This window comes from Enterococcus sp. AZ156 (assembly GCF_051714165.1).
GTDB classification, from domain to species: domain Bacteria; phylum Bacillota; class Bacilli; order Lactobacillales; family Enterococcaceae; genus Enterococcus_B; species Enterococcus_B pernyi.
The window spans coordinates 2,157,149-2,183,333 of record NZ_JBIORI010000001.1 but is presented as its reverse complement, the minus strand read 5'-3'; the positions used below and the strand labels follow the sequence as shown (position 1 = coordinate 2,183,333).

Genomic DNA, 26,185 nt, shown 5'->3' with positions numbered 1-26,185 from the left:
GGAAAGTAAATGAGAATTTTAGTTTCGTGTGCCAATGGTTCTGGTACAAGTTTAATGATGATGCGTAGTGTAGAAAAGGCAATGAGAAAATTAAATATTACAGTGAGTAAAATCCATCATTGCCCGATCTCTGAAGGTAAAAGTTCGGCAAGTCAATATGATGTCGTCTTTACGCCACTCAATTTTATGCCGATGTTCATGCAAGCAATTGAGCGAGGTGTGACGGTCGTGGGGATCAAAAATGTGATGTCACCTACTGAGATCTGTGAGAAATTCAAAGAAACATCAATGTACAAAGAATTGAAATCAAAGGAGAATTAGATGAAACGACCAAAATTACAAATTGCACTGGATCATAACACGTTAGCGTCTGCATTGGCAGATGTGAAAAAAATTGGAGAAATCGTCGATGTGATTGAAGTAGGCACCATTCTTTGTCTTCAAGAAGGAAGCAAACCAATCGAATGTATGAGAAAAATGTTTCCAGAAAAAACGATCGTTGCGGATACAAAATGTGCCGACGCAGGAGAAACTGTGGCTGGTAATGTAGCGCAGGCTGGGGCAGATTTCATGACAGTGATCTGCTGTGCCTCTCTAGCTACCATGCAAGCCGCACAAAAGAAAGTCAAAGCACTTCAAGTAGAACTATACGGAGAATGGACGATGGAACAAGCAAAAAAATGGCGAGAAATTGGGATTTCTCAGGTCGTCTATCATCAAAGTAGGGATGCCTTGTTAGCTGGAGAAGTTTGGGGAGAAAAGGATCTGAAGCTCGTCCAACAATTGATCGATTTAGGTTTTCAAGTCTCAGTAACTGGTGGGCTGTCAATTTCAACGTTAGCCTTGTTCCAAGGGATGCCGATCTTTCATTTTATTGTCGGTCGAGGATTGACGGCGTGTGCAGATCCTATCATACAAGCCCAAGCATTCCAAAAGGAGATCAAGCGACTGTGGGGAGAATGAGATGATGAGAATCGGACTTTATGAAAAGGCACTGCCTAGCGGATGGTCGTGGCAAGAGCGGTTAGATGCAGTAAAAGAATTGGGGTTTGATTTTCTGGAAATATCGATTGACGAAAGCGAGGAACGATTGGCTCGTTTAGATTGGACGAATGAACAAATCGCTGAGTTAAAAGAAGCGATAGCGGTTTCAGGGATTGCTATCCATTCGCTTTGTTTAAGTGGGCATCGCCGTTTTCCATTCGGCTCAGTAGATGTCAAAAAACAAGAAAAAGCCTTATCTATGATGAAAAAGGCGATACAGCTTGCGTATCGGTTAGGTATCAGGATCATACAAGTGGCGGGATACGATGTATACTATGAAAAAAAATCAATAGAGACAAGAGAAGCGTTTATCAGAGGATTGCGTGCCAGTATCAAAGAGGCAGCACAGTTTGGGATAATCTTGTCGATTGAAGTCATGGATGACCCATTTATGAATTCCATTCGTAAATTCATAGAGATAAAAAAACAACTCCCTTCTCCTTATTTACAAGTGTATCCTGACTTAGGAAATCTATCAGCGTGGCCAGAAAATAATGTGGCGATTGAACTTGAACAAGGCATCGAATATATTACTTCGATCCACCTAAAAGATACGCAACCAGTAACAGTTAGTAGTAAGGGTAAGTTCAGAGACGTTCCGTTTGGTCAAGGTTGTGTGGATTTTTCTGGCTTATTTAAAACATTGAAACGTGTAAATTACGAAGGGCCATTCTTGATTGAAATGTGGAGTGGTCAGGATAAGGATTATGAAAGTCAGATCTTACAAGCGAAAGAATATCTATTGCCAAAGCTAAAAGAATCGGGATTTTAACCTCAATTTTTTGATGAAACTTAGAAATAAACGACTGACATATTCCTTATTGAATATGATCAACTCAATTGTTTTTTCTTTTATTGATTATTCTGAGCAGATTATTCCTCTAAAAATTTATCAAGTGATAAGATATATTTATCAGTTGATAAATTTTTAGGGGGAATTTTATGTTTTTAGCATTAAATGAAATCATTCATTCAAAATTACGCTATGCCTTAGTGACAGGCGTCATGTTTCTAATTGCGTACCTTGTCTTTTTTTTGACAGGATTAGCCTATGGGTTGGCACAAGACAATCGAACTGCTGTAGATAAATGGGAGGCAGATACCATTGTTTTATCAAAAGACGCCAATACAAACTTAGGGATGTCGATGATCACGAAAAAGATGGCAGAAGAAGTGAAAGGTGATCAAGTCGCTTATTTAGCTCAAACACCTGGAGTAGTCACGAGTTCAGATCGTCCAGATGCTGATAAAGTCAATGTTAGTTTTTTTGGAATCGATCAAAACCAATTCATCATGCCGAATATCGTGGAAGGAGAAGAATTCCAGTCAAATGATGAAGCAGTCGGTGATATTAGTTTAAAAGAAGAATATGGCTTAGACATTGGAGATACGATCAAATTATCAGGAAGCGACAAGACATTTAAATTGACTGGATTTACTGAGAATGCCAAATTCAATGTCTCTCCTGTCGTCTATACAACGATCAATGCGTACCAAGAGATACGATTTGAGAAACAAGATGCAACTGATAATGCTCGTATCAATGCAGTGGTCGTGCGAGGAGATGTGGATAGCTTACCGGATGATCTAGAGAAAATCAGTATTTCGACATTTATCAATGAACTACCAGGGTACAATGCACAAGTATTGACGTTTGGTTTCATGATCGGCTTTTTGATTGTGATTGCAGCAATCGTGATCGGCATTTTCATTTATGTATTGACCATGCAAAAAATCAATATTTTTGGTGTACTTAAAGCCCAAGGCGTTACTGGTGGATTTATTGCACGTTCAGTAGTTGCACAAACGTTCTTACTTTCATTTTTCGGTGTCGCTCTTGGATTGTTTGGAACGTTCGTTACCTCACTTGTTCTACCAGATGCTGTACCATTCCAAAGTAACTGGTTGTTTTTCGGTGTGATTAGTGTAATGATGTTGATCGTTGCTATTTTAGGGGCACTTTTCTCTGTTAGAACGATCGTAAAAATTGATCCATTAAAAGCAATCGGATAGAAAGGAGAATGGGAAATGAAAGCAATTGAATTTATAGATGTTGAAAAAAGTTTTAAAGATGGTGATCAAACCATCCAAGCATTGAAAAAAACAAATGTCAGTGTCGATAAAGGGGAGTTTGTCGCAATCATTGGACCATCTGGTTCTGGAAAGAGTACCTTCTTAACGATTGCAGGCGGTTTACAGACACCAAATAAAGGAACCGTCAAGATCAATGGAGAAGATTTCAGTGAACAACCGGAGAAAAAACGAGTAAAATTACGGTTTAAGGAAATCGGATTTATTCTTCAAGCTTCCAATCTAGTTCCATTTTTGACCGTCAAAAAACAATTAGTACTGGTCGATAAGATCAAGCATGAAAATCGACAAGAGGAGGCAAAAGAACTATTCCAACAACTTGGGGTGGATAAACTCCTTAATAAGTATCCAGAAGATCTTTCGGGTGGTGAACGACAAAGAGTGGCAATTGCTCGAGCGCTATATAACGATCCTTCGATTATTTTGGCAGATGAGCCAACAGCTAGTTTGGATTCAGAAAAAGCAGTAGAAGTTGTAGATATTTTAGCAAAAGAATCCAAGGAAAAAAATAAAGCAATCATAATGGTCACTCATGATACCCGACTTATTGACAGATGTGATAAAGTATTTATGATAGAAGATGGTGTCTTTCGAGAAAAAAAATAAGTCAGAGGGTGTAAAAGTTGGTCCATCGATACAATAAGGATACACAAGAGAAAATTTTAAAAGAAGCCAATCGTTTGTTTATGTCAAAAGGTTATCAAGGAACTTCAACACGTGAGATTGCTAAAAATGCTGGAATCACGCAACCAAATCTTTATCATTACTTTAGCGATAAAGAAAAGTTATATTGTGCAGTCTTAGAAGAGCATTTGAGTACTGTAGGTACAGACTTAAGAGCAATCTTAGAAGAGAACAAACTTGATTTTAAACAATCTTTGACTAAAATGACGAAGTATCTGATCGATACCCATCTTTTAGACCTATTTATGATGCACCATGATTTAAAATCAAACCTTTCTGCCGAGACACGAAATCATCTTTTTACCTTGTGGAAAAAAAGTTATCGTGAACCATTTGAAGTGATTTTTTCGACAAATCAATCTTTGATGCGCGCTCATGTTACGACAGAAATTGCTGCAAAGCACTTTTTTCTTCTGTTAGCACCATATATCACCGAATCTTCTAATTCACTTGAAAACCCATTTAGTGTGGAACGACTGATCGATTTATACCTTCATGGTGTCGTAGCTGATTAAATGCGGTGGGGACAGAAGTGTCCAGCTCCGAGAAATAAGCCGAGAAACCCAAAAATTGTTTTTCAAATTTTTGGTTTCTCGGCTTTTTATGAAGGAGTTACTTCTGGAACTTCGTTTATTTGATTTTTAAGATTAGAAACAAAAATCAATTTAATTTCTTGTCCTCTACGCCTTTTTGTTATTATATTTTCTCAAATTGTTATTTTTTAATTAAAATAATGAGGGATATTTAATTTTTCTAGCAATTGAGAAAAAGAGGTGAAAAGCAAGTGATATAAAGATTTTTAATAATAACGATTATAAAACAGGTAAATAACCAAGGTGATTTAATTTGTTTTTTAAATAATTTTAGGAGAACGGTTGAAAAAGCCATTTTCAGGTGATAATATTCTGTTAGCAACAAAAGTTTCACTGAGTTTAACTCACTATTTTAGAGAAATAGAGGGGGGATGAATAACATATTTTCGTGTTTATTTTGTTACATAATTGTTTTTTGAAAAGTGAATAGTGTAAAAAGGGGAGAATTTAAAAATGAAAAGTATTAAAAAAATTGGGTTGGCAGCGATGTTATTTTCTTCTGTTGTCTCAACGGCGCTTCCGACAATTGGGGAATTGTCTATCGTCAATGCAGAAGAAATCCAACAAACAGAACAACAAGCAACTTATAGAAACGTAATGTATTATGGTGACTGGTCGATTTGGGGCGGCGAAGGTAACTTTTATCCAAAAGATATCCCAGCAGATCAATTGACTCACTTGAATTTTGCCTTTTTAGATTTTGATAGTAATGGCGAACTAGTCTTTACTGATGCAGACGCAGCGACAGGCGCACCTGTAGGATTACCGGGCGTACAATGGAACTCTGCTAGTTCTGGTATCTTAAATGCGATTCAAGATTTACGTGGAAAAAATCCAAACATGAAAATTGGTGTTTCATTAGGTGGTTGGTCTAAATCAGGAGATTTCTCTGAAGTAGCAGCAAACCCTACGAAACGTAAGAACCTTGTAGATAATGTAGCAAAATTTATTAAATATACAAATATGGACTTTGTCGATGTTGACTGGGAATTCCCGGCAGATGTACGTCAACCAGATCTAGTGGATAACGTAAATGACGAAGGAACACCAAATGCAAAACCTGAAGATAAAGAAAATTACATAAAATTATTAGATGAAATTCGCGAAACAATTGATAAACAAGGCGAAGAATTAGGAAAAACATATGAACTATCTGTTGCATTGCCAGCAGCTCAAGGTAAATTAGATTCAGGTATCGACGTGAAACGACTATTTGATGTTGTCGATTTCGCAAACATCATGACTTATGACTTAACTGGTGCATGGTCAGATACAAGTGGTCACCATTCAGCACTTTACGGGAATCCAGCTGATCCTAATTATGATGAAGGCTTCTCAGTAGATCAAACAGTAGAATACCTACGTGAGAAAGGTGCGGCTTCAGAAAAAATCGTTATTGGAGCAGCATTCTATACTCGTGGATGGAACGAAGTGGCAAAAGGGGATAATGAAGAGGCACCGGGATTATTCCAAAAAGCAGAATTATCAAGTCAAGATGCCGATCAAACACCAAGTTATGGAGCGAAAAACAAAAATCCATTAAAAGTAGGTGACGGTGGACGTGCCAGTGGTGTATGGCCATATCGAGATATTGAAACGTTACTTGGTAATACATCTGGATTGAAAGAGTATTGGGATGACGTAGCGAAAGCACCATTTATGTACAGCGAAACAACTGGTGAATTCTTTACTTACGAAAATGAAAAATCAGTGACTTATAAAGCTGAATATGTAAAAGAAAACCAACTTGGTGGAATCATTTCATGGCAACAATCACAAGACAAAGAAACAACTGGAACAAAACGTGATGAGTTGACCAATGCAATCAAAGAAGGATTGTTAGGTAGTGAGAAACTTCCAGAGTTTGAAATCAAGAGCACACCATTGAATGTGGATGTTGAGATCTCAACTTATACACAATATGGCGTTAGTGGTTACGACGTAAAAATTACCAACAATGAAAAAATGGAAGAAACTTCTTCTGTATTGAAATTAGTTGAATTTTCACAAGAAACAATCAAATTACCTAAATTAGTGATTCCAATGGCGACAAATGAAAAGCTTGGCGCTGGTGATTACAAAGCAGGTACTGTAACAAATGTTGATGGCGCTGCAATCGTTGATTTGTCTTCTGTATATGATGGCAAAGAAATCGCACCAGGTGCATCTTATGAGTTCAGATTGAGTTCAAATGCTGCTGAAGCAGATGTCGCTGTTGACAATATCGACTCAATCACATTAAGCCAAAGAATTGGTAACGAAGGTATTGAAATCAATAAACAAGTGATCTTTGGTGAAGGTTCAACGACTGAACCAGGAACACCGGATACAGAAGCACCTTCAGTACCAACAGAACTAACAGCTTCAACAATCGGTGAAACAAACGTTTCTCTATCATGGACAAAATCAACTGACGACAAAGGGGTCGCAGGATACTACGTTTTCCGTGATGGCAAACAAGTGGGTCAATCAGCAACAACTTCATTTACTGACGCTGGTTTAACTGCAGATACAGAATATTCATATACAGTAAAAGCATTTGACCGTGCCGGAAATGTTTCAGAAGACAGTAAAGCATTAGTTGTTAAAACGTTAGAAAAAGCACCAGTAGATACAGAAGCACCTTCAATTCCATTAGACTTGAAAGCTTCAACGATCGGTGAGAAAAATGTATCATTGTCTTGGACTCGTTCAACTGACAATGTTGCAGTAGCAGGATACTATGTTTTCCGTGATGGCAAACAAGTGGGTCAATCAGCAACAACTTCATTTGCTGATGCTGGGTTAACAGCGAATACGGAATACTCATATACAGTAAAAGCGTTTGATGCAGCAGGAAATGTTTCAGAAGAAAGCAAAGCATTAGTTGTCACAACTTTAGAAGAAACAACTCCGCCAGCTGAAGGCGAATGGGATGCGAACAAAGTCTATGATTTAGGTGATGTAGTAACTCATAAAGGAAATACTTATCGTGCGAAATGGTGGACACAAGGTGATGAGCCAGGAACTGAACAATGGGGTCCATGGGAACTAATTGGTTAATTTAAATAAAAAAAGAACAGGGCAGATTGCCTTGTTCTTTTTTTATAATGTTATTCTGTCATTGTTATTTATCTTATTTACTCGAATTCACTGAAAAAAACATGTTAGTTAAAAAATAAACAAAATCATATGGTTTAAAAATAACTTGAAACACGAAAATTGTAATCGGTTGCAATTAGTTGCGTTAAAAATAAATAAATGTTAAATTCATATTTGTAAGATTTTTACAATTAAAATTTATCTGATTTCTAATTTTTAAGGAGTGATAAAATAACTTTTAACCTGTGATTTGGGCGCGTTTGTTTTTTCGCAAAAAAACTGAAAAAAAAAGGAGATGAGATTGATATGAAAAGAATTAAGAGTATTAGTTTAGTTGCTTTGTTATTTTCTTCGATTGTTGCAATGACTTTACCAGCATTTAATGAGTCGCCAGAGGTTCATGCTGAAGAGGTGCGAGAAACTCAGGTCGCACCTTATCGCAATGTCATGTACTATGGCGATTGGTCGATTTGGGGTGGAGAAGGAAATTTCTATCCTAAAGATATTCCAGCTGATCAAATCACTCATTTGAATTTTGCCTTTTTAGATTTTGATAGTAATGGCGATTTAGAATTTACAGATACGGATGCTGCTGTTGGTGCGCCTGTAGGACAAACAGGGGTTCAATGGAATTCAGCAAGTTCGGGTATATTGAATGCGATCCAAGATCTACGTGGGAAAAATCCTAATATGAAAATTGGTGTCTCTTTGGGCGGCTGGTCTAAATCAGGTGATTTTTCTGAAGTAGCGGCTGATCCAGTGAAACGACAAAATCTAGTGGAGAACGTTACCCGCTTCATCAAATATACGAATATGGATTTTGTTGATGTCGATTGGGAGTATCCTGCAGATGTTCGACAACCTGACTTGGTAGACAATGTTAACGATGAAGGAACGCCAAATGCAGTACCTGAAGACAAAGAAAATTACATCATTTTACTAAATGAGATTCGTGAATCGATTGATGAACAAGGCGAAGAACTAGGCAAAACTTATGAATTATCAGTTGCGCTGCCTGCATCTCAAAGTAAATTATCTTCAGGGATAGACATTGATGGTTTATTTGAAGTTGTTGATTTTGCAAATATCATGACCTATGATATGAACGGTGGTTGGGGTGACCGCAGTGGACATCATACAGCACTTTATGGGAATCCTGCTGATCCTAATTATGACCAAGGACTTTCGGTAGATCAAACGGTTCAGTTTTTAAGGGATGAAGGTGCGCCAGCTGAAAAAATCGTGATTGGGGCAGCTTTTTATACTCGTGGTTGGCATGAAGTGGCAGAAGGCAATGATCCATTACTGCCGGGATTGTTCCAAACGGCTGAACAGAGTAATCGAAATGCTGACCTAACGGCAACATACGGTGCAAAAAATAAAAGTCCATTAGTCGTTGGGGATGGTGGTAGAGCCGGAGGTGTCTGGCCATATCGAAATATTCCAGATTTGATCAGTGCAACGAGTGGATTGACTGAGTACTGGGATGATGTAGCGAAGGCTCCTTATATGTACAGTACAGAAACAGGCGAGTTTTTCAGTTTCGATAATGAACGTTCAATCGGTTACAAAACCCAGTATGTGCAAGAAGAAGAACTGGGTGGTGTGATTTCTTGGATGCAATCACAAGACAAAGAAACGACAAGTACAAAACGTGATGAATTGACGAATGCGATCAAAGAAGGATTATTTGGGAATACGCCATTACCACAGCACGAGATCGTTAGCACACCGTTAGATATCTCTGTAGATATTACGCCTTATACAGAGAATAATGTAAGCGGGTACGAAATCACTTTGACAAATAATGAAACATTGACAGAAACGTCTACTGTACTAAGCGCTGTGGAAGCTGCCCAGAAAACAGTCAAATTGCCTAAACTTATGCTGGAGTTGAATAGTAATGAAACGTTAACTTCTGGTAACTTCAAGGCAGGGGATGTGACTACCACGAACGGCATGGTAACTGTTGATCTAGCCACCGTTTATGATGGCAGAGAACTTGCTCCAGGAGCTTCTTATGATTTCCGTTTACAATCTGATACGTCACAGGTTTCGGTTGATCATATTGACACGATCACTTTAAGTCAACGAATTGGGACTGACGGTATTGAAATCAATCACCAAGTGATCTTTGGTGTAGAAGCGCCAGACCCATCAGATGTTGAGGCACCGTCAATTCCAACAAATGTGGCAGCAACCACGATCAATGCGACAGAAGTGACGTTGAACTGGACGGCTTCAACCGATAATCAGCGAGTAGCAGGTTACTTTGTTTACCGTGATGGTCAATTAGTAGGGCAACCAAGAACGCCATCATTTACAGATACGGGATTAGCACCTGATACACAGTATACGTATACTGTAAAAGCATTCGATGCCTCAAACAATGTTTCGGCAGCTAGTCAACCAGTGATCGTTCGAACCTTGGAAGACAGTGTGCCTGGATATGCGGCATGGGATGCCTCAACAGTCTATCTTATGGGTGATAGAGTCACTCATTTAGGAAATGCGTATCGGGCGAAATGGTGGACACAAGGCGATGAACCTGGTACTCAACAATGGGGACCATGGGAATTGATCAATTAGATCGTTTTAATATAAACAGATTCAGCGGTGACCATGTACTGACAACTGGTTGCTGATGAAATGGAAGAACCTTGTTGGTCTTGATGAAACATCAATACCTAACGAGGTTCTTGCGTTTAGAAAAAAATTACTGATTGAAATAAGTGAGTAGCGCTTGTGTGATCGATTGCGCCAACTGTTGTTGATAGTTAACAGTAGTCAATGTAGCTAAATCTTCGTCATTGTTCATATAGCCCATTTCGATCAAGAGGGATGGCTGAAGGTTTTCTCTTAACACCTGATAGTTCCCTGTAGCAGTTCCACGAGATGTAATGAGCAGATCCGCCAGTTCATCAGAAACAGTTTCCGCTAGACGTTGCTCACTATTGTAATAATAATAAGTGGTTGTACCAGTTGCTTCATTGGCTGATTCAGTCGAATCAGCATGTAAGCTGATAAAAAGGTCAGCTGATTTTTCTTCGCTAAATGCACAAATGTCATCTAATGAAATGTAGTCATCTGTTTCATGTGTCAAATAAACCGTTGCGCCAGCGGCTTCTAAACTCGTTTGTAACTGTTTTGCAACAGCGAGTGTCACTGTCTTTTCTTCTATATGTCCATCTATGCTAAGCGCGCCTGTATCGTCGCCTCCGTGTCCAGGATCTAGTACGATCACCGCTTCTGATAGGTCACTCGGTAGCTCTTGTGTCGAGCGAGTCAGTGATGAGCCATCCGTAAGTGATAAATAGCCAGTTTCACCATCATTCGTGGTAATTTTGTAGGCGTTGTCTGTAGTTGAAAGAAGCGTGGCCAGTTCACCAGCATTGACGGAAATTAGCGGTTCACTTAATGACGAGTCTGCATACAATGTAGCATCTTCTTTTCCGATTTTTATGAGGGCCTCTGAATAAGAATCAGTTGATTGTATGATGCTAGAGACACTATTGCTTGTCTGTTGTCTCGCATCTGTTTCTTGATTGCTAAGACCAAATTTGAAAAGAGCAATGATCCCGATCAGACATATAAAAATAATAATTCGCATTTTTTTCATCGTTTTCACCTCTTGAACATGAGGATAAACAACAAAACTTAAATCGAACTTAAAGAAAAGCGGAACAAGCTAAAACGGATAGTTAGTTGACTATTTTTTTGGCTTTTTCTGTGTTCGCAAAATGCAATTTTGCATAGTTTGCTAACAAGGCTTCGCCACCTTTTTTTAAAATCGTTGCAGCGACTTGGTCGGATTTTGTACCTGCACCAGAAGGAAGCGTGAGACCAAGTTCAGCAGATTCTTTGTCCAACTCTTCTAAAAAGCTTGCGCGACTAATGATCGAAGCGGCAGCAACAGCTAAATGATATTGTTCACCTTTTGTCACAAAGTAGAGTTTTTCGGTGAGTTGATTTTTTTCTAAACGAGCGTATTTTTTAAAGTTGGCTTCCGGTGTGAACTGGTCGATCAAAATAGCATCCGGCTTGACTGGTGCTATTTTTTGTAACAATAAATGGATAGCTTGATTGTGTAAAGCGACCTTCATTCTCACTGCATTATACGTAGGTTGGATCTCATTGTATTTTTTTGGTGGCAGAACCAGTAATTGATATGGGATCGTTTCCTTTAATACTTTGGCTAATTGAATGATTTGTCCATCTTTTAATTCTTTTGAATCTTTGACGCCTAACGTGCGTAATTCTTTCAATTGTATTTGATCGACATAGGCAGCACAAACAGTCAGTGGGCCAAAGTAACTACCGTTGCCGACTTCGTCACTCCCTAAAACAGATAGTGTTTGTAGATCTTTGGGTAAGGAAGAAGAATTAGTTTGTGTCGATTTTTTTGCTGTAAGTGGGTTTCCCCATTTCGCTGCTTCTTGTTCAGCGCCGGTACCTTGAAACATCACTTTTCCAGAAGTATAGGCAGTGATCGTTGTGCCATTTTTTTTAGCGGAAAAATGCGTATATGGAATCGGCTTTTGTACTAAAAATGGGCGATATGCCTCTTTCATCATGTTCATTTGATTTGTTGTTACCTTTAAGATAATGTTACTCATGTTTTCCTCCTATTGCGATCCAGTCGTAAGAAAAGTTGTATTTGACTAGATCTAGCTGATTTGAAATCAATGCACACATAGCATTTTTGCAAAGTTTATCATATAATAGTAAAGTATTTATAATGAAGTTTTTCGTGTACGGTTAATTGCTTAACTATATGGTACACTAGTTAATATTTTTGGCAATAGGAGGAGACAGATTCATATGGCACATGAAAAAACACGCTATAAAGCGGTGATTGCGGACCAAACGTATACTATTATCGGGCAAGAATCAAAACAGCATATGGATATGGTCACAAAATTAATCAATGAACAATTAGCTGAACTGAAAGAATTGTCCCCTCAATTAGACAATGAACAAGCAGCTATTTTATTAGCAGTCAATGCATTTTCCGATCAATTGAAAAGACAGGAAAAAAATTTGAATTTAATAAAAGAAGTCACAGAACTGAAACAAAAAATGGTGAGATTCACAGAAATGGAAAATCGGATCAAACGAATCGAAGCAATTGAAAATGAAGCACGAGCAGTATTGAAAGAAAATGGAAGTGACCATGAAATCAAGAATCATGTGGAAGCACAACAGATTCTAAATGAAAAACGAAAAGGTCAAATCAAACAAAGATCTTCGAATTGATATTATTATAGAAGAGAAAGGAAGAATGTATGCTTAGTCTTTTGATTTTATTTATTTTGCTGATTGCATTTTTTTCTGGAGCCAGTCGTGGTTTTGCGCTACAGGGAATTTATCTGGTTGGCTATTTTGTCTCATTTCTAGCAGCACAAACCTATTACAAAACATTAGCCAATCATCTGCAATTATATATTCCTTATCCTGCGGTAACCGCCAATTCTAACTTAGTTTTTTTTGATCAAGCTTTTTCATTTAAACTAGATGAAGCATTTTATGCAGGGGTGGCTTTCTTGATCATTTTATTTGTTGGTTGGCTAGTCACACGATTCATTGGGGTATTCGCTCATGGGTTGACATTTATTCCTGTACTAAAGCAATTAGACTGGGTGGCTGGAGGGGTTTTATCCGTGATCATCACCTATATTTCGTTGGTTCTAGTTTTACGTTTACTAACATTTATTCCGGTAGGATTTATCCAAAACCAATTTAGTGGCAATAATCTTGCAACATTTATGGTTGAACGAACACCTATTTTAGCAAATAAAATATATGATCTATGGGTGACACAAGTGATTAACTAAGTAAGAGATGATTTTTTGTCAATGACAGAGGCTATGAAGATGTTGGTTAGTCTTGAAGACTGCTTAGCCATCTATCGGCCTCTTTTTTAGTGAAAGTAAGGTGAAAAAAATGAACAAACGCATTCTAGAAACATTAGAGTTTGAAAAAGTAAAACAACAAGTACGACAGTTTGTGATCACAGCACAAGGGCAAGAAGAATTAGCCCAGCTTGTGCCAGTGAATGAAGCAGAGACGATCAGATATTGGTTGGAAGAAACGGAAGATGGACTAAAAGCCCAACGATTGCGTGGCGGCATCCCAATCCCCAAAATAGAGAATATCCGCCCACATATGAAACGGATCCAAATCGGTGCGGATCTTAATGGGGTCGAGTTAGCACAAGTTTCTCGTGTCTTATCTACTACTAGTGAGTTGCGACGTTTTATTGATGATTTAGCAGATAGCGAGATTGAGTTTGCGCGTCTTTATTTTTGGACAGATCAATTAGTCGCTATCCCATCCTTGAGCCGTCGTTTGAAAGAAGCAATCGATGATGATGGACGAGTGACGGATGATGCCTCTCCAGAGTTGAAGACGATCCGCCATAATATCCGTAGAAGCGAACAAGCAGTCAGAGAACAATTAGATGGGATCGTTCGTGGGAAAAATGCCAAATACCTAAGCGATGCCATCATTACGATGAGAAACGACCGCTATGTTATTCCAGTAAAACAAGAATATCGTGGTGTGTTTGGCGGAGTCGTCCATGATCAAAGTTCTTCGGGACAAACACTATTCGTTGAACCAAAACAAGTCGTGGAGTTGAACAATCGCTTGCGTCAATATCAAATTGCCGAACGCAATGAGATCCAACGTATTCTAAGTGAGTTGTCGGCGGAGTTGGCTCCTCATCGCCAAGAAATCATCCACAATGCGTATGTCATTGGAAAAATGGACTTGATGAATGCGAAAGCACGCTTTGGGAAAGAACTAAAGGCAATCGTACCGACGATCAGTATAGAAAACATTGTTGATTTGAAGCAAGCCAGACACCCATTGATCGATCAAGAAAAAGTCGTACCAAATGATATTTCGATTGGGGAAAACTATCAAGCGATCGTCATTACTGGACCAAATACTGGTGGGAAAACCATCACGTTGAAAACACTGGGCTTATTGCAATTGATGGGGCAAGCAGGGTTACCGATCCCGGTGGATGAAGAAAGTCAGATCGGGATCTTTGAAGATATTTTTGCTGATATCGGAGATGAACAATCGATTGAGCAAAGTTTATCGACCTTCTCCTCACATATGACAAATACCGTGGATATCCTTTCCAAAGTTAATGAAAAAAGCTTAGTTTTATTTGACGAACTAGGTGCAGGGACTGATCCTCAAGAAGGAGCAGCGCTAGCAATTGCTATTTTAGATGATCTAGGAAAGAAATCTGCCTATGTGATGGCAACAACACATTATCCTGAACTGAAAGTGTACGGCTACAATCGTTCGAATACCATCAATGCAAGCATGGAGTTCAACGTTGACACCCTTAGCCCCACATACCGCTTGTTGATCGGCGTGCCAGGTAGGAGTAATGCCTTTGAGATTTCAAGTCGTTTAGGATTAGACAACCAAGTCATTGATGAAGCCAAGCAATTGATGAACGATGAAAGTCAAGACTTGAATGAAATGATCACTGATTTAGAGAATCGTCGAAAAATGGCAGAAACAGAGTATTTAGAGATGCGTCATTATGTCGATGAAGCGCAACGTCTGTACAATGATTTGAAAGAAGCTTATAGCTACTTCTTTGAAGAGCGCGAACAAGAAATGGCGAAAGCCAAACAAAAAGCCAATGCACTTGTTTCTGAAGCAGAAGAAAAGGCAGAAAAAATCATCGCAGATATTCGCAATTTACAAAAACAAGTGGGGCAAGGTACGGTCAAAGAGCATCAATTGATCGATGCCAAATCACAGTTAGCTAACTTGCATCAAGAAGAACAATTAAAGAAAAATAAAGTCTTGAAAAAAGCGAAAGAACAGAAAACATTGAAACCAGGTGACGAAGTACTCGTGACGACTTATGGGCAACGTGGAACATTGTTGCGCAAAAATGGCAACCAATGGCAAGTGGAGATCGGTATCTTGAAGATGAACGTTTCGGAAAGTGAATTGACACCGATCGCTCCCCAAAAAGAACCACAACAACGAGTGATCCATACGGTTCGCTCAGATGCGCATTCGACAGTCTCCAATCAACTTGATCTTCGAGGGAAACGTTATGAAGAAGCATTAAATGAAGTCGATCTATATTTAGATGCGGCAATTTTGGCTGGCTACCCTCAAGTGACGATCGTTCATGGAAAAGGCACAGGCGCACTAAGAACCGGGATCACCGATTATTTAAAAAATCATCGTAGCGTCAAGAGCTTCGATTTTGCTCCTGGAAATCAAGGGGGCAATGGTGCGACAATTGTTAAATTTAAATAAAGCTTACTAAAGGTAAGCAAATAGCTCGAATCTAGGTACCAATAGTGCTATACTTAGAATAGACTAATAAATGGAGGTCTTTGATATGGCTCAAGTAATTACAGATGCAACATTCAACGAAGAAACAGATAAAGGGTTAGTTTTAATCGACTTTTGGGCAACTTGGTGTGGACCTTGTCGAATGCAAGCGCCAATTTTAGACCAGTTAGAAGAAGAATATGACGAAGACGAATTCAGAATCGTGAAGATGGATGTTGATGAAAATCCTGAAACACCACAACAATTTGGGATCATGAGTATTCCAACATTACTTTTGAAAAAAGACGGCGAAGTAGTAGAAAAAGCAATCGGTGTTCAATCAAAAGATCAATTACGTCAAATGATTGCCCAACACTTATAAGATTAAGTAACTAACACATCAGACTGAGACAACAATCATATGGATTGCTGTCTCGGTTTTTTTGCGACTAATCAAGTCATGAAACTGAACAGAGAAGTGGAACAAAAAAGTCATAGATGAAGAGAATAGTATCTATTTTTGGAGACAAGATACTTAAAAATTTATACAATAAACTGCGCAAAATTTTTCTTATGTCTCTTCGCTTGATACTTCTCTCTCAACCTCTGTTATAATAGCGATATCAGAAATATAAAGGAGCAGTCACCATGAATGAACGAATAAAAAATAAACTTGCATTACTTCCTGATCAGCCTGGCTGCTATTTGATGAAAGACAAAAACGGCACGATCATTTATGTGGGAAAAGCCAAAGTCTTGAAAAATCGCGTGCGTTCCTATTTTACTGGAAGTCATAACACGAAAACGGAGCGATTAGTCAGTGAGATCGAGGACTTTGAGTACATTGTGACAGAATCCAACATTGAAGCATTACTGCTAGAAATCAATCTGATCAAAAAGAATGATCCAAAATACAATATCATGTTAAAGGATGATAAAACTTATCCTTTCTTAAAAATCACGAATGAAAAATATCCTCGTTTGGTGATCACTCGTAAAGTATTAAAAGACAAAGCCTTTTATTTTGGCCCTTACCCGGATGTTGGGGCTGCGAATGAAACAAAAAAGATTTTAGATCGTTTATTCCCATTACGGAAGTGTAAACCAAGTCAGACAAAAGAACCTTGTCTTTATTACCATTTAGGTCAATGCTTATGTCCCTACTATTTTGATGTAGATCCAGCGGAATATACAAGTATTGTGAACGAAGTCAAACGCTTTTTGAATGGTGGTCATGAGACGATCGAAGCTGAAATCAAAGAGAAAATGGCTAAGGCTGCAGAAAATATGGAATTTGAAAAAGCAGCAGAGTATCGTGATCAAATCAGAGCTATTGAAACGATCATGACAAGACAAAAAATGACAAACACTGATTTGATTGATCGAGATGTGTTTGGTTATGCCATTGATAAAGGCTGGATGTGTGTCCAAGTATTCTTTGTACGTCAAGGAAAGCTGATTGAACGAGATGTATCGATCATTCCTTTTTATAATGAAGCAGAAGAGGATTTCTTAACATACATCGGGCAGTTTTATCAGGAAAATGAACATTTCATTCCAAAAGAAGTGGTGATCCCTGATACGATCGATCAACCGAGTGTTGAGGCGTTATTATCGACAAAAGTCATCCAGCCCAAACGTGGTGAGAAGAAAAAATTAGTCGAACTAGCCAATAAAAATGCAAGGGTGGCATTGAACGAACGCTTTGATTTGATCGTGAGGAAACAAGAACGAACGATCGGAGCGATCGAGCGCCTTGGTAATGCGATGAACATTCCAGCACCCATTCGGATCGAGTCTTTTGATAACTCTAATATCATGGGAACCGATCCAGTAGCGGCGATGGTGGTATTCATCGATGGAAAACCAGCAAAAAAAGAATACCGTAAATACAAAATCAAAACGGTCGTTGGACCAGACGACTATGCTTCGATGCGAGAAGTCATCTACCGCCGCTACGCACGTGTGATACGAGAAGAACTGCCCTTGCCTGATCTGATTTTAATCGATGGGGGGAAAGGGCAAGTCGATGTAGCGAAGGATGTACTGGAGAATCAATTGGGAATCGATATCCCTGTCGCTGGAATGGCTAAGAATGATAAGCATAAAACCAATGAGTTGTTATTTGGGAATGAATTAGAAGTGGTTCCGCTTGAACGAAATTCACCAGAATTCTTTTTACTGCAACGTATCCAAGACGAAGTCCATCGCTTTGCAATCACGTTTCATCGTCAGTTACGTAGTAAAAATAGTTTTGCGTCGCGCTTAGATGAAATTGAAGGGTTAGGGCCAAAACGAAAAAAAATGTTGTTGAAAGAGTTCAAATCGTTAAAAAACATCACCGCTGCGTCAATTGAGGAGTTACAAGAAATTGGTCTACCAAAAAATGTCGCACAAAATGTTTTCGATAAACTGCATAAAAATTGAACTGAGGGCGCTTTACAAAACCTGTAAAGTGTCCTATCATTTTCATATGTACAATAAAAAATAATAACATAAGTTCTTATGTATAAGTTATTTTATATCGTACAGTAAAGGATAGAGGAATTTAGGGTGAAGGAGTGAGAAAATGCTAGAAGTAAAGGATTTGGTTAAGACATTTGGCAGTTATACAGCTGTTGATCATGTTTCTTTTCAAATACCTGATGGGAAAATCATGGGATTGATTGGGCAAAACGGGGCAGGAAAAACAACGACTTTTCGTTTGATTTTAGATTTTTTGACGCAAGATCAAGGAGAAGTACTATGGAACGGCCATCATTTGAGTGAAAAAGATTATGACATCATTGGGTATTTACCTGAAGAACGAGGGCTTTATCCCAAGGTATCGATCCAAGAACAGTTGATCTATTTTGCCGCATTACGGGGAAAAACAAAAAAAGAAATTGAACCTAAGATCGATTTTTGGATGGAGAAATTTCAAGTAAAAGGGAAAAAAACAGATAAAGTTAAGTCCTTATCAAAAGGAAATCAACAAAAGGTACAACTGATTGCAACACTGATCCACGAACCCAAGTTGATTATTTTAGATGAACCTTTTAGTGGGTTGGACCCAGTGAATGCTGAGCTACTTAAAGACGGGATCATCGAATTGAAGAAAAATGGCTCTTGTGTCATTTTTTCTAGTCACAATATGGATAATGTTGAAAAGATTTGTGACCACTTGATCATGCTTCGAAATGGGGAGATGGTACTAGATGGGAAAGTCCACGAGATTCGAGAAGCATTTGGCAGAACAAAGCTATTTTTGGAGTCTGGATTGTCACAACAAGAAGTAGAGGAAATCGCTGGGGTCCAAAAAGTGGTTCTTCGTGAGGATCAATCGTTGGAAATCACGTTGGATCATCCAGATGTAGGGAAAGAAATTTTTACCCGTGCGACACAATTTGGCTATATTCCAATGTTCAATCAACAACCGCCTACTTTAGAAGAAATCTTCAAGATGAAAGCAGGTGAACTACATGGGTAAATTTTGGATCATCACAAAAGATGTCTATTTGAAAAATGTCAAATCGATTTCTTTTATTATTATGATATTAGTCCCGTTTGTTTTGATGGGTGTGATTTACTTAGCAGGTAATTTTGCTCAACAAAACAGTGAAACAGATAAAATCGGTGTGATTGCTGAAGACCAACAAATCACTGATTATTTGAGTCAATCCGATATGGGGGATTTCCACTTTGAAGCTTTTTCATCGGAGGATGAAGCCAAAAGTAAGTTATCTGACGAAAAGATCGATGCGTACATGGTAGTCACGACAGATAATGGAGAAGTATCCGGAGAATTATTTAGTGAAAACTCATTAGGCCAAGCAACACAACTGTTGATCCAACAGCAGTTGACTGGTTTACAGTCAATGATGCGGGCAAGTAGCTTAGGGATCTCTCCTGAAGAAGTGGCTGCATTAAGTCAACCGGCTGGATTTTCACGACAAAAAGTCAGTTTTGACGCCAATGGTGAAATGACGATAGGAGAAGATAACTCAGCTGTTCAATATGCAGTCAGTTATGTCGCAACGATCATTCTATTCATCATCATCTTGACGTATGCACAGATCATCGCGCAAGAGATTGCTTCAGAAAAAGGGACAAGAATCATGGAAGTGATCTTGTCTAGTACCACTGCACAAAAACATTTTTATGGAAAACTAACAGGAGTTCTGCTAGTGGCAGTCACTCAAATGGCTTTATACGGTATCATCTTTGCAGTAGGATTCAACCAGTTCAAAGATATGGAAATCGTTAAAAGTGTACTGGATGGGATTTCTTTGGATAGTATTTTCGGGCCATTCTTATGGTACTCTTTACTATTTATGTTCTTTGGGATCTTGATCTACGCCGTGTTAGCTGCCTTATGTGGCTCACTAGTCAACAAAGCCGAAGATACAGCAAAAGCGATTTTACCAGTGACGTACCTTTCTTTAGGTGGTTATATGCTAGGATTGATCCTTGGTGCATCTGATCCGAATAATATCGTGATCCGCATCACTTCATACATTCCATTCCTATCTTCATATATCATGCCGATCCGCTTGGCAAATGAAACGGTTGAAATAAGTGGCGTATTGATTTCTTTGATCGTTCTAGTGATCATCACATTCGTATTGATGTTCATGTCCGCAAATATGTACAAATCAAACGTGCTTGTTTACAGTGAAGGTGGTATTTGGACGTCATTGAAACAATCGATTTCAATCATGAGAAATGAACGCAAAAAGAAATAAATGTTGAAGTTGTAACAGAAATATTCAATGATGAGAAATAAGCCGAGACGCCCGAAAGGTGAAGAACAATTTTCGGGTGTCTCGGCTTATTTTCGTAAGAGTTGCTTTTAGACGTATACCTAGAGTGCTTTTGTTTGATTTGAAAAATCCACGATTTTATATGTACCTATTTTTTATTTAGTAAAGTAATTTTGTTGTAAATATCCATTGTGTGTCCTATAATTTTAGGTATACCAATTTTGGAGGCGTTTGGATGGATCAATATTTAGAATTATTGTCAGAAAAATTCCCAACAAAAGAAGAAGTCATTACGGAGATCATCAACTTAGAAGCAATCCTACAACTACCAAAAGGAACCGAATTATTTTTAAGTGATATCCATGGAGAGTTTCCAGCATTTGATCATATATTGAGAAATGGTTCAGGGAATCTACGAGAGAAAATCAAAGATTTATTTCAAGATTGTTTAAGTGAAGAAGAGATGAAACGATTAACGATTTTTGTTGCATATCCGGAATACGCATTAGCGACTGACTGGTACAAAAAACAAGACAAAACAACGTTGATCCATCAATTGATCGAGTTACTGCGATTCACTTCTGTTAAGTATACGAGATCAAAAGTAAGAAAAGCCTTGCCTAAAGAATATAGTTATATCATTGAGGAATTATTGTATGTCGATGATCGTGTGCAAGGGAAAAAATCTTATGTGAGTAAAATCGTTGATCAGTTGCTTGAGATGAATGAAGAAGAGCGCTTTTTAAAAAAGTTAGCGCAGACGATTCAACGAATGGTGATCGATCATGTCCACGTGGTCGGAGACATCTTTGATCGGGGGACACAAGCCGCCAAAGTGATGGACCGCTTGATGGAGATCCATTCAATCGATATCCAATGGGGCAACCATGATATTTTATGGCTGGGGGCATATTGTGGCTCGGAAACTTGTTTGTTGACCTTATTGCGTATCGCTGCGCGGTATAATTATTTATTCGAGTTGGAAAAAGAATACGCGTTGAATCTGCGTTCCCTTTGTTCGTTTGCGACAGAAACTTATCAAACAAACCCTTTGTTTACACCTAAGAATAGCCAAGACGCAACGGAACGCGAGAGAGAAGAGATGGAGAAAATCCATCAAGCGCTTGCGATAATGCAATTCAAACTAGAATCGCATTTACTGAAACGACGACCAGAATTTGAGATGGCGGATCGGGATATGTTAGCGAATATCGATTATGAAAAAAATGAGTTGTTTCTGGATGGTCAAAAGTATACGATCCATCACCCATGTTTCCAGACGATTTCTGCGCAGGAACCGGATCGTTTAACGGCAGACGAACGACGAGTGATCGATATGTTGCTGTATTCTTTTCAACATTCACTCCGAATGCAAAAACATATGGATTTCCTTTTAGAAAAAGGTAGGATGTATCTTGTCACGAACCAAAGTATCTTGTTTCATGGCTGTATGCCGGTAGATGAACATGGTGAGTTTCTAAGTTTTAAACTTGGGAGTGAGACGTATCAAGGGAAGCAATTGATGGCATTTTTTGAAGAACAGATTCGTGAAAGTGCTAAATCACTGAAGAAAAAAGAAGACCTAGCGACTGATTTGATTTGGTACGCATGGAGTGGGCCTTACTCGCCGTTGTTTGGTAAAAGTAAGATGGCTACGTTTGAGCGTTATTATTTAACAGAAAAAGAAATGCATGTGGAAGTCAGCAATGCTTACTATCGATTACGAGACAAAGAATGGTTGAGTCAAAAAGTAAGGCGTGAGTTCGGTGTACCTGTCTATGGTTCAGTGATCATCAATGGACATACACCAGTCAAAGTGAAAAAAGGGGAGTCACCAATCAAAGCGGACGGAACAGTTTTCGTGATTGACGGTGGTTTATCAAAGGCCTATCAACGAACAACGGGTATTGCAGGGTATTCGTTGCTATGTAACTCTTATGGCTTTCAAATCGTGACCCACTACCCATTTTTAGGCATCGAGGAACAATTTGAAACAGCCAATGGCTTGGCAGAAGTCAAAAAGGTCATTGATCAACAGTTGCCACGAAAATTAAATCGTGATACGACAAAAGGGAGCGAATTGCAGCGACAAATCGAGCAATTGAAACAGCTGCTTGAGTATCGTAGAAGTTAACTGCAGATCGATGTTCCTTGCATAAAATGAATGAAAGCCCGTCTAGCTGAAACAACATGTTCCTGCTAGACGGGCTTTTCATTTCGTTTATAACGATCATAACGATTGTACAAAATAATCAAATAATTTTTGATCGAGTGGATTTTTTTGGTGAATAAGCTCAGGATGCCATTGAACACCAAGTATTCGTTGGTTGGATCCTTTACTTTCAACAGCTTCCACCAATCCATCAGGAGAATACGCTGTTGCTTTTAGTGTAGGAGCAAGATCCCTGATTGCTTGGTGATGATAAGAATTTACAAAATAAGAAGTAGGTAATACTTCGTGGAGGATACTATCTGGTTCGACTGTGATTTCATGCGTAGCAAATTGTGGGGGAGTTGGTTGTTGTTCATGTTTCACTGACCAATTTGGATATAACGTAAGGTCTTGGTAAAGATTCCCCCCTAACGTTACATTCAATAATTGCATCCCACGACACACAGCTAAGATCGGTTTATTTTGTTTTAATGCTTCATTGATCAACGCCTGTTCAAATAGATCCCGATTCAGGTTTGTTTCTGTCAATTTAGGGTGAGGCGCTTCGTTGTAGAACGAAGGACTGACATCCTGACCGCCAGCTAGGAGTAGCTTATCGACGAGCTGAATGTAGTCACGAGCGCTTTCTGTGGAAGAAATAGGGAGAAGCAAAGGCAAGCCCCCTGCTTGCTGTACCGCATTAACAAAACCTTGCGGGGTGTAAGTGACTTGATTTCCTTGAAATGTTTCTGTAGCCCGCAGTAATTGATTGGCCGCGATACCAATTTTTTGATGCATACGATTTCCTCCATTCATAAACTACTTCTATTTTAGCAATAGTTTAAAAAAAATTAAAATATTTGTTTTGGAAAACGTACGTAATTATATAATAGGTAGAATGTTTCTAAAGTTGCTCATTTACTGTCAGTTATGAACTTTCTGAAAGGAAAAAGGGATCTGTTAGTTGAAATTTTACCTGAATTTGTTATACTTGTAAGTAAGAAATATATAAATGGTTGGGCGCAAGCTTCAAGGATCTAGTTCTTCAAGGGGTGAGAAGAACATTTTTTTGAAAGTGCCTAGATTATCTGAAGTTATTTTTAGAGGGACATACTTTCAATGAAAAAAGAAAGGATGTCCCTCTTTTTTTAGAGAAAGGAAGTAGGGAATGTGCTAGAAGCCTTAGAAAAAATCAAACAAGCTGAAAAAGAAAATGAACAAGCGATGAAAAAGCTTCAGCAAGAGTTAAAAGATTATAAAGAAGCAAAAGCGGTCGAATTGGATCAACTTCGTGCAAGTCAAAAACAACATTTGGAACAGTTGCTTGAAGAAAAAAAACGAGCGGAACAGCAAAAAGCGATTGCTGAAAAAAATAAATTGAACGAAGACGCTAGACGATTGCAATCCATCGTACAAGAACAATATGAGAAGCAACGTCAGCAAGCGGTTGACGCGATCATTGAAAGGGTGAAAGAAACCTATGGCCGTCACTAAGATGGAAAAAGTGACTCTTATTTCCGATAAACAAAATCAGGATGCCTTATTACAAGCAATCCAAGGCATCCAAAATGTAGAGATTCGCGATCTTTTTCAAGAAACGACAAATAACCAATGGGTGGATACTTATTTTCCTAAGGCAGCGATTTTTGAAAAAGAACCGATCGTCAATGCGCTTACTAGTCGGATCATGCAAACAAGAGAAGCTGTTCAGTTCATTGATCATCATGGGGACAAGCAACAAAAGAAACAACACCTCAAACGAAGAGAAGTGACCTTGCAGGAACTAGAAGCAAATTATTCGGAAGAAGATTTTACGAAGCGTTTAACTGAAATATTAGGCTTGAAGAAACAATGGGAAACATTAGCAGAACAACGAGAACAACTGTCAGAGCAGGAAGACTGGTTGACACATTGGGCAAATCTGGATGTTATACCGCAAAGCTTTAGTAGTCACCAAACAACAGTTGAGATGGGAACGATCAGTGTTGCTAATGCGACAGAATTTAGAGAAGCATTAGCAAAAGTTCCAGAGGTCTATGTGGAAGAAGTCAGCGAAACAGATCACTTCGTTTACTTGACTTACGTGGTGCTCAAAACTTCAGCATCTATTGTCGATGAGATTGCTACTCGTTATGGTTTTGTCAAAGAAGCATATCCTTATGAGCAAACGCCAAAAGAACAGCTACAGGAAATCAAGCAAGAGTTGCAAGCTTGTTACGAAGCACAAAAACAATTAGCGATCAAAATCGGTCGTTGTAGCAGTTACATCCAAGAATTGGAATGGGCAGAAGAAATCCTCTTGGCAATGGCAGAACGAGAAGCAGTGAAGGATCGATTTGTCATGGCGCCTTACCTGATCGTTGTCCAAGGATGGGTCGGCGAGGACGAAAAGCAAGAATTGATCCAGCAGGTAGAAAATACGTTGTCTGCTGATGAAGTCTTTCTTAGCTTTGAAGCGCCCACCGAAGAAGAGATCGATCAAGAAGTACCAACGAAATTGAAGAACCATCCAATCGTGGCACCTTTTGAAATGCTGACGGAAATGTACAGTTTACCTAAGTATCATGAAATTGATCCGACACCATGGATGACGCCATTTTATCTTGTCTTTTTCGGGATGATGGTGGCTGATACTGGTTATGGTTTACTCATGCTTATAGGCGCAATCATTGCGCAAAAATTGTTGGTATTACCTCGAGGGATGCAGCGATTTGCTAAGTTTTTCGAAATCTTAGCGATTCCGTCGATCATCTGGGGATTTATTTATAGTTCCTTCTTTGGACAAGCGTTACCGACCGAAGTATTAGGTATCCACTTACCCTTCCCGTTGTTGTCTACAACAGATGATGTCAATACGATTTTAGTCTTGTCTGTCATTTTTGGGCTTATCCAAATCTTAGTAGGATTGTTTCTTGCAGCAAAAGAGCATATCAAGCGCAAAGATTACGTGGATGCGATCAATGATGGATTTGCCTGGCAAGGGATTTTAGTGGGAGTCGTCCTTTTATTACTTGGTAGTATGATCGTCAAGAACCCGATTTTTGTTTACCTAGGTGCAGGATTAGCGATTTTATCAGCGCTATGTATTTTGGTCATTCCGATTTTCCAATCTTCATCCAAAGTCAAAGGTGCTGCAAAAGGAGCCTATAATTTGTATGGTTTGACTGGTTATATCGGTGATCTAGTGAGTTACACACGATTGATGGCTTTGGGGATCTCTGGTGGGAGTATCGGCGCTGCCTTCAATATGTTGGTTGCTTTCATGCCGCCAGCCGCGCGCTTTAGTGTCGGGATCTTATTGATCATCGCTTTACATGCGTTGAATATGTTCTTGACCTTGCTTAGTGCCTACGTGCATGGCGCGAGATTGCAATATGTCGAATTTTTCGGCAAGTTTTATACCGGAGGCGGACGGGCCTTCGATCCACTGAAAACAGCGGAAAAATATGTCAATATCAATCATAAGAAAAAGTAAA

21 protein-coding genes and 1 other annotated feature are annotated in these 26,185 nt (G+C 38.9%); of the genes, 18 read left to right on the top strand and 3 right to left on the bottom strand.

What is annotated here, in order from left to right:
* Nucleotides 1–9 precede the first annotated feature (9 nt).
* The 8 genes from IGJ95_RS10350 (at nucleotide 10) to IGJ95_RS10315 (ending at nucleotide 10,082) form a co-directional block, all read left to right on the top strand.
* Nucleotides 10–321 (top strand): PTS sugar transporter subunit IIB, encoded by a 312-nt coding sequence (locus IGJ95_RS10350; protein ID WP_010734822.1) that lies wholly within the window; start codon nucleotides 10–12, stop codon nucleotides 319–321.
* Complete coding sequence (locus IGJ95_RS10345) at nucleotides 322–963, top strand: 3-keto-L-gulonate-6-phosphate decarboxylase UlaD (protein ID WP_010734823.1); 642 nt, start codon at nucleotides 322–324, stop codon at nucleotides 961–963.
* 1 nt (nucleotide 964) lies between these two features.
* On the top strand, nucleotides 965–1,816 hold the full coding sequence (locus IGJ95_RS10340) for an L-ribulose-5-phosphate 3-epimerase (RefSeq protein WP_041684260.1): 852 nt from the start codon (nucleotides 965–967) through the stop codon (nucleotides 1,814–1,816).
* 170 nt (nucleotides 1,817–1,986) lie between these two features.
* The gene (locus IGJ95_RS10335) at nucleotides 1,987–3,057 is read left to right on the top strand and encodes an ABC transporter permease (RefSeq protein ID WP_438761826.1); all 1,071 of its coding nucleotides are present in this window, start codon (nucleotides 1,987–1,989) and stop codon (nucleotides 3,055–3,057) included.
* A 15-nt stretch (nucleotides 3,058–3,072) separates the two neighbouring features.
* Nucleotides 3,073–3,741: an ABC transporter ATP-binding protein gene (locus IGJ95_RS10330; RefSeq protein ID WP_019722442.1), complete on the top strand. Its 669-nt coding sequence runs from the start codon at nucleotides 3,073–3,075 to the stop codon at nucleotides 3,739–3,741.
* Nucleotides 3,742–3,758: 17 nt separating this feature from the next.
* Entirely contained in the window at nucleotides 3,759–4,334 is a 576-nt protein-coding gene (locus IGJ95_RS10325) for a TetR/AcrR family transcriptional regulator (RefSeq protein ID WP_010734827.1), read from the top strand.
* Nucleotides 4,335–4,865: 531 nt separating this feature from the next.
* On the top strand, nucleotides 4,866–7,454 hold the full coding sequence (locus IGJ95_RS10320) for a glycosyl hydrolase family 18 protein (protein ID WP_194179469.1): 2,589 nt from the start codon (nucleotides 4,866–4,868) through the stop codon (nucleotides 7,452–7,454).
* A gap of 345 nt (nucleotides 7,455–7,799) precedes the next feature.
* Entirely contained in the window at nucleotides 7,800–10,082 is a 2,283-nt protein-coding gene (locus tag IGJ95_RS10315) for a glycosyl hydrolase family 18 protein (RefSeq protein ID WP_194179468.1), read from the top strand.
* 127 nt (nucleotides 10,083–10,209) lie between these two features.
* Here the strand turns inward: IGJ95_RS10315 and IGJ95_RS10310 are convergent, their stop codons facing one another.
* Both IGJ95_RS10310 and rnhC read right to left on the bottom strand, forming a co-directional pair.
* Nucleotides 10,210–11,112 (bottom strand): N-acetylmuramoyl-L-alanine amidase family protein, encoded by a 903-nt coding sequence (locus tag IGJ95_RS10310; RefSeq protein WP_438761824.1) that lies wholly within the window; start codon nucleotides 11,110–11,112, stop codon nucleotides 10,210–10,212.
* 82 nt (nucleotides 11,113–11,194) lie between these two features.
* Nucleotides 11,195–12,109: a ribonuclease HIII gene (gene rnhC, locus IGJ95_RS10305; RefSeq protein WP_023520062.1), complete on the bottom strand. Its 915-nt coding sequence runs from the start codon at nucleotides 12,107–12,109 to the stop codon at nucleotides 11,195–11,197.
* A gap of 205 nt (nucleotides 12,110–12,314) precedes the next feature.
* On the opposite strand from rnhC, the gene zapA reads away from it, so the two are divergent.
* The 8 genes from zapA to IGJ95_RS10265 all read left to right on the top strand — a co-directional run bounded on the left by zapA (nucleotide 12,315) and on the right by IGJ95_RS10265 (nucleotide 22,691).
* A complete protein-coding gene (gene zapA / locus IGJ95_RS10300; protein WP_010734832.1) occupies nucleotides 12,315–12,749 on the top strand; it encodes a cell division protein ZapA in 435 nt (144 codons plus the stop codon).
* A 29-nt stretch (nucleotides 12,750–12,778) separates the two neighbouring features.
* Nucleotides 12,779–13,327: a CvpA family protein gene (locus IGJ95_RS10295; protein WP_010734833.1), complete on the top strand. Its 549-nt coding sequence runs from the start codon at nucleotides 12,779–12,781 to the stop codon at nucleotides 13,325–13,327.
* A 109-nt stretch (nucleotides 13,328–13,436) separates the two neighbouring features.
* The gene (locus IGJ95_RS10290) at nucleotides 13,437–15,797 is read left to right on the top strand and encodes an endonuclease MutS2 (protein WP_023520061.1); all 2,361 of its coding nucleotides are present in this window, start codon (nucleotides 13,437–13,439) and stop codon (nucleotides 15,795–15,797) included.
* 85 nt (nucleotides 15,798–15,882) lie between these two features.
* Complete coding sequence (gene trxA, locus IGJ95_RS10285; RefSeq protein WP_010734835.1) at nucleotides 15,883–16,197, top strand: thioredoxin; 315 nt, start codon at nucleotides 15,883–15,885, stop codon at nucleotides 16,195–16,197.
* Nucleotides 16,198–16,463: 266 nt separating this feature from the next.
* Complete coding sequence (gene uvrC, locus IGJ95_RS10280; protein ID WP_023520060.1) at nucleotides 16,464–18,242, top strand: excinuclease ABC subunit UvrC; 1,779 nt, start codon at nucleotides 16,464–16,466, stop codon at nucleotides 18,240–18,242.
* A 142-nt stretch (nucleotides 18,243–18,384) separates the two neighbouring features.
* Nucleotides 18,385–19,284: an ABC transporter ATP-binding protein gene (locus tag IGJ95_RS10275; protein WP_010734837.1), complete on the top strand. Its 900-nt coding sequence runs from the start codon at nucleotides 18,385–18,387 to the stop codon at nucleotides 19,282–19,284.
* A complete protein-coding gene (locus IGJ95_RS10270) occupies nucleotides 19,277–20,539 on the top strand; it encodes an ABC transporter permease (protein WP_010734838.1) in 1,263 nt (420 codons plus the stop codon). Before IGJ95_RS10275 ends, IGJ95_RS10270 begins: the two co-directional genes overlap by 8 nt.
* 253 nt (nucleotides 20,540–20,792) lie before the next feature.
* Nucleotides 20,793–22,691 (top strand): fructose-1,6-bisphosphatase, encoded by a 1,899-nt coding sequence (locus IGJ95_RS10265; protein WP_438761822.1) that lies wholly within the window; start codon nucleotides 20,793–20,795, stop codon nucleotides 22,689–22,691.
* Nucleotides 22,692–22,787: 96 nt separating this feature from the next.
* Here the strand turns inward: IGJ95_RS10265 and IGJ95_RS10260 are convergent, their stop codons facing one another.
* A complete protein-coding gene (locus tag IGJ95_RS10260) occupies nucleotides 22,788–23,507 on the bottom strand; it encodes a gamma-glutamyl-gamma-aminobutyrate hydrolase family protein (RefSeq protein WP_010734840.1) in 720 nt (239 codons plus the stop codon).
* 216 nt (nucleotides 23,508–23,723) lie between these two features.
* Nucleotides 23,724–23,771, top strand: a sequence feature (sodium ion sensor (DUF1646 type); this cis-regulatory element may regulate processes involved in with the transportation of sodium ions).
* Between the two features lie 108 nt (nucleotides 23,772–23,879).
* Here IGJ95_RS10260 and IGJ95_RS10255 point away from each other — a divergent pair.
* Together IGJ95_RS10255 and IGJ95_RS10250 are read left to right on the top strand one after the other, a co-directional pair.
* On the top strand, nucleotides 23,880–24,203 hold the full coding sequence (locus IGJ95_RS10255) for a hypothetical protein (protein ID WP_023520058.1): 324 nt from the start codon (nucleotides 23,880–23,882) through the stop codon (nucleotides 24,201–24,203).
* On the top strand, nucleotides 24,190–26,184 hold the full coding sequence (locus tag IGJ95_RS10250) for a V-type ATP synthase subunit I (RefSeq protein ID WP_153830253.1): 1,995 nt from the start codon (nucleotides 24,190–24,192) through the stop codon (nucleotides 26,182–26,184). Before IGJ95_RS10255 ends, IGJ95_RS10250 begins: the two co-directional genes overlap by 14 nt.
* The last annotated feature ends 1 nt before the right edge of the window (nucleotide 26,185 follow it).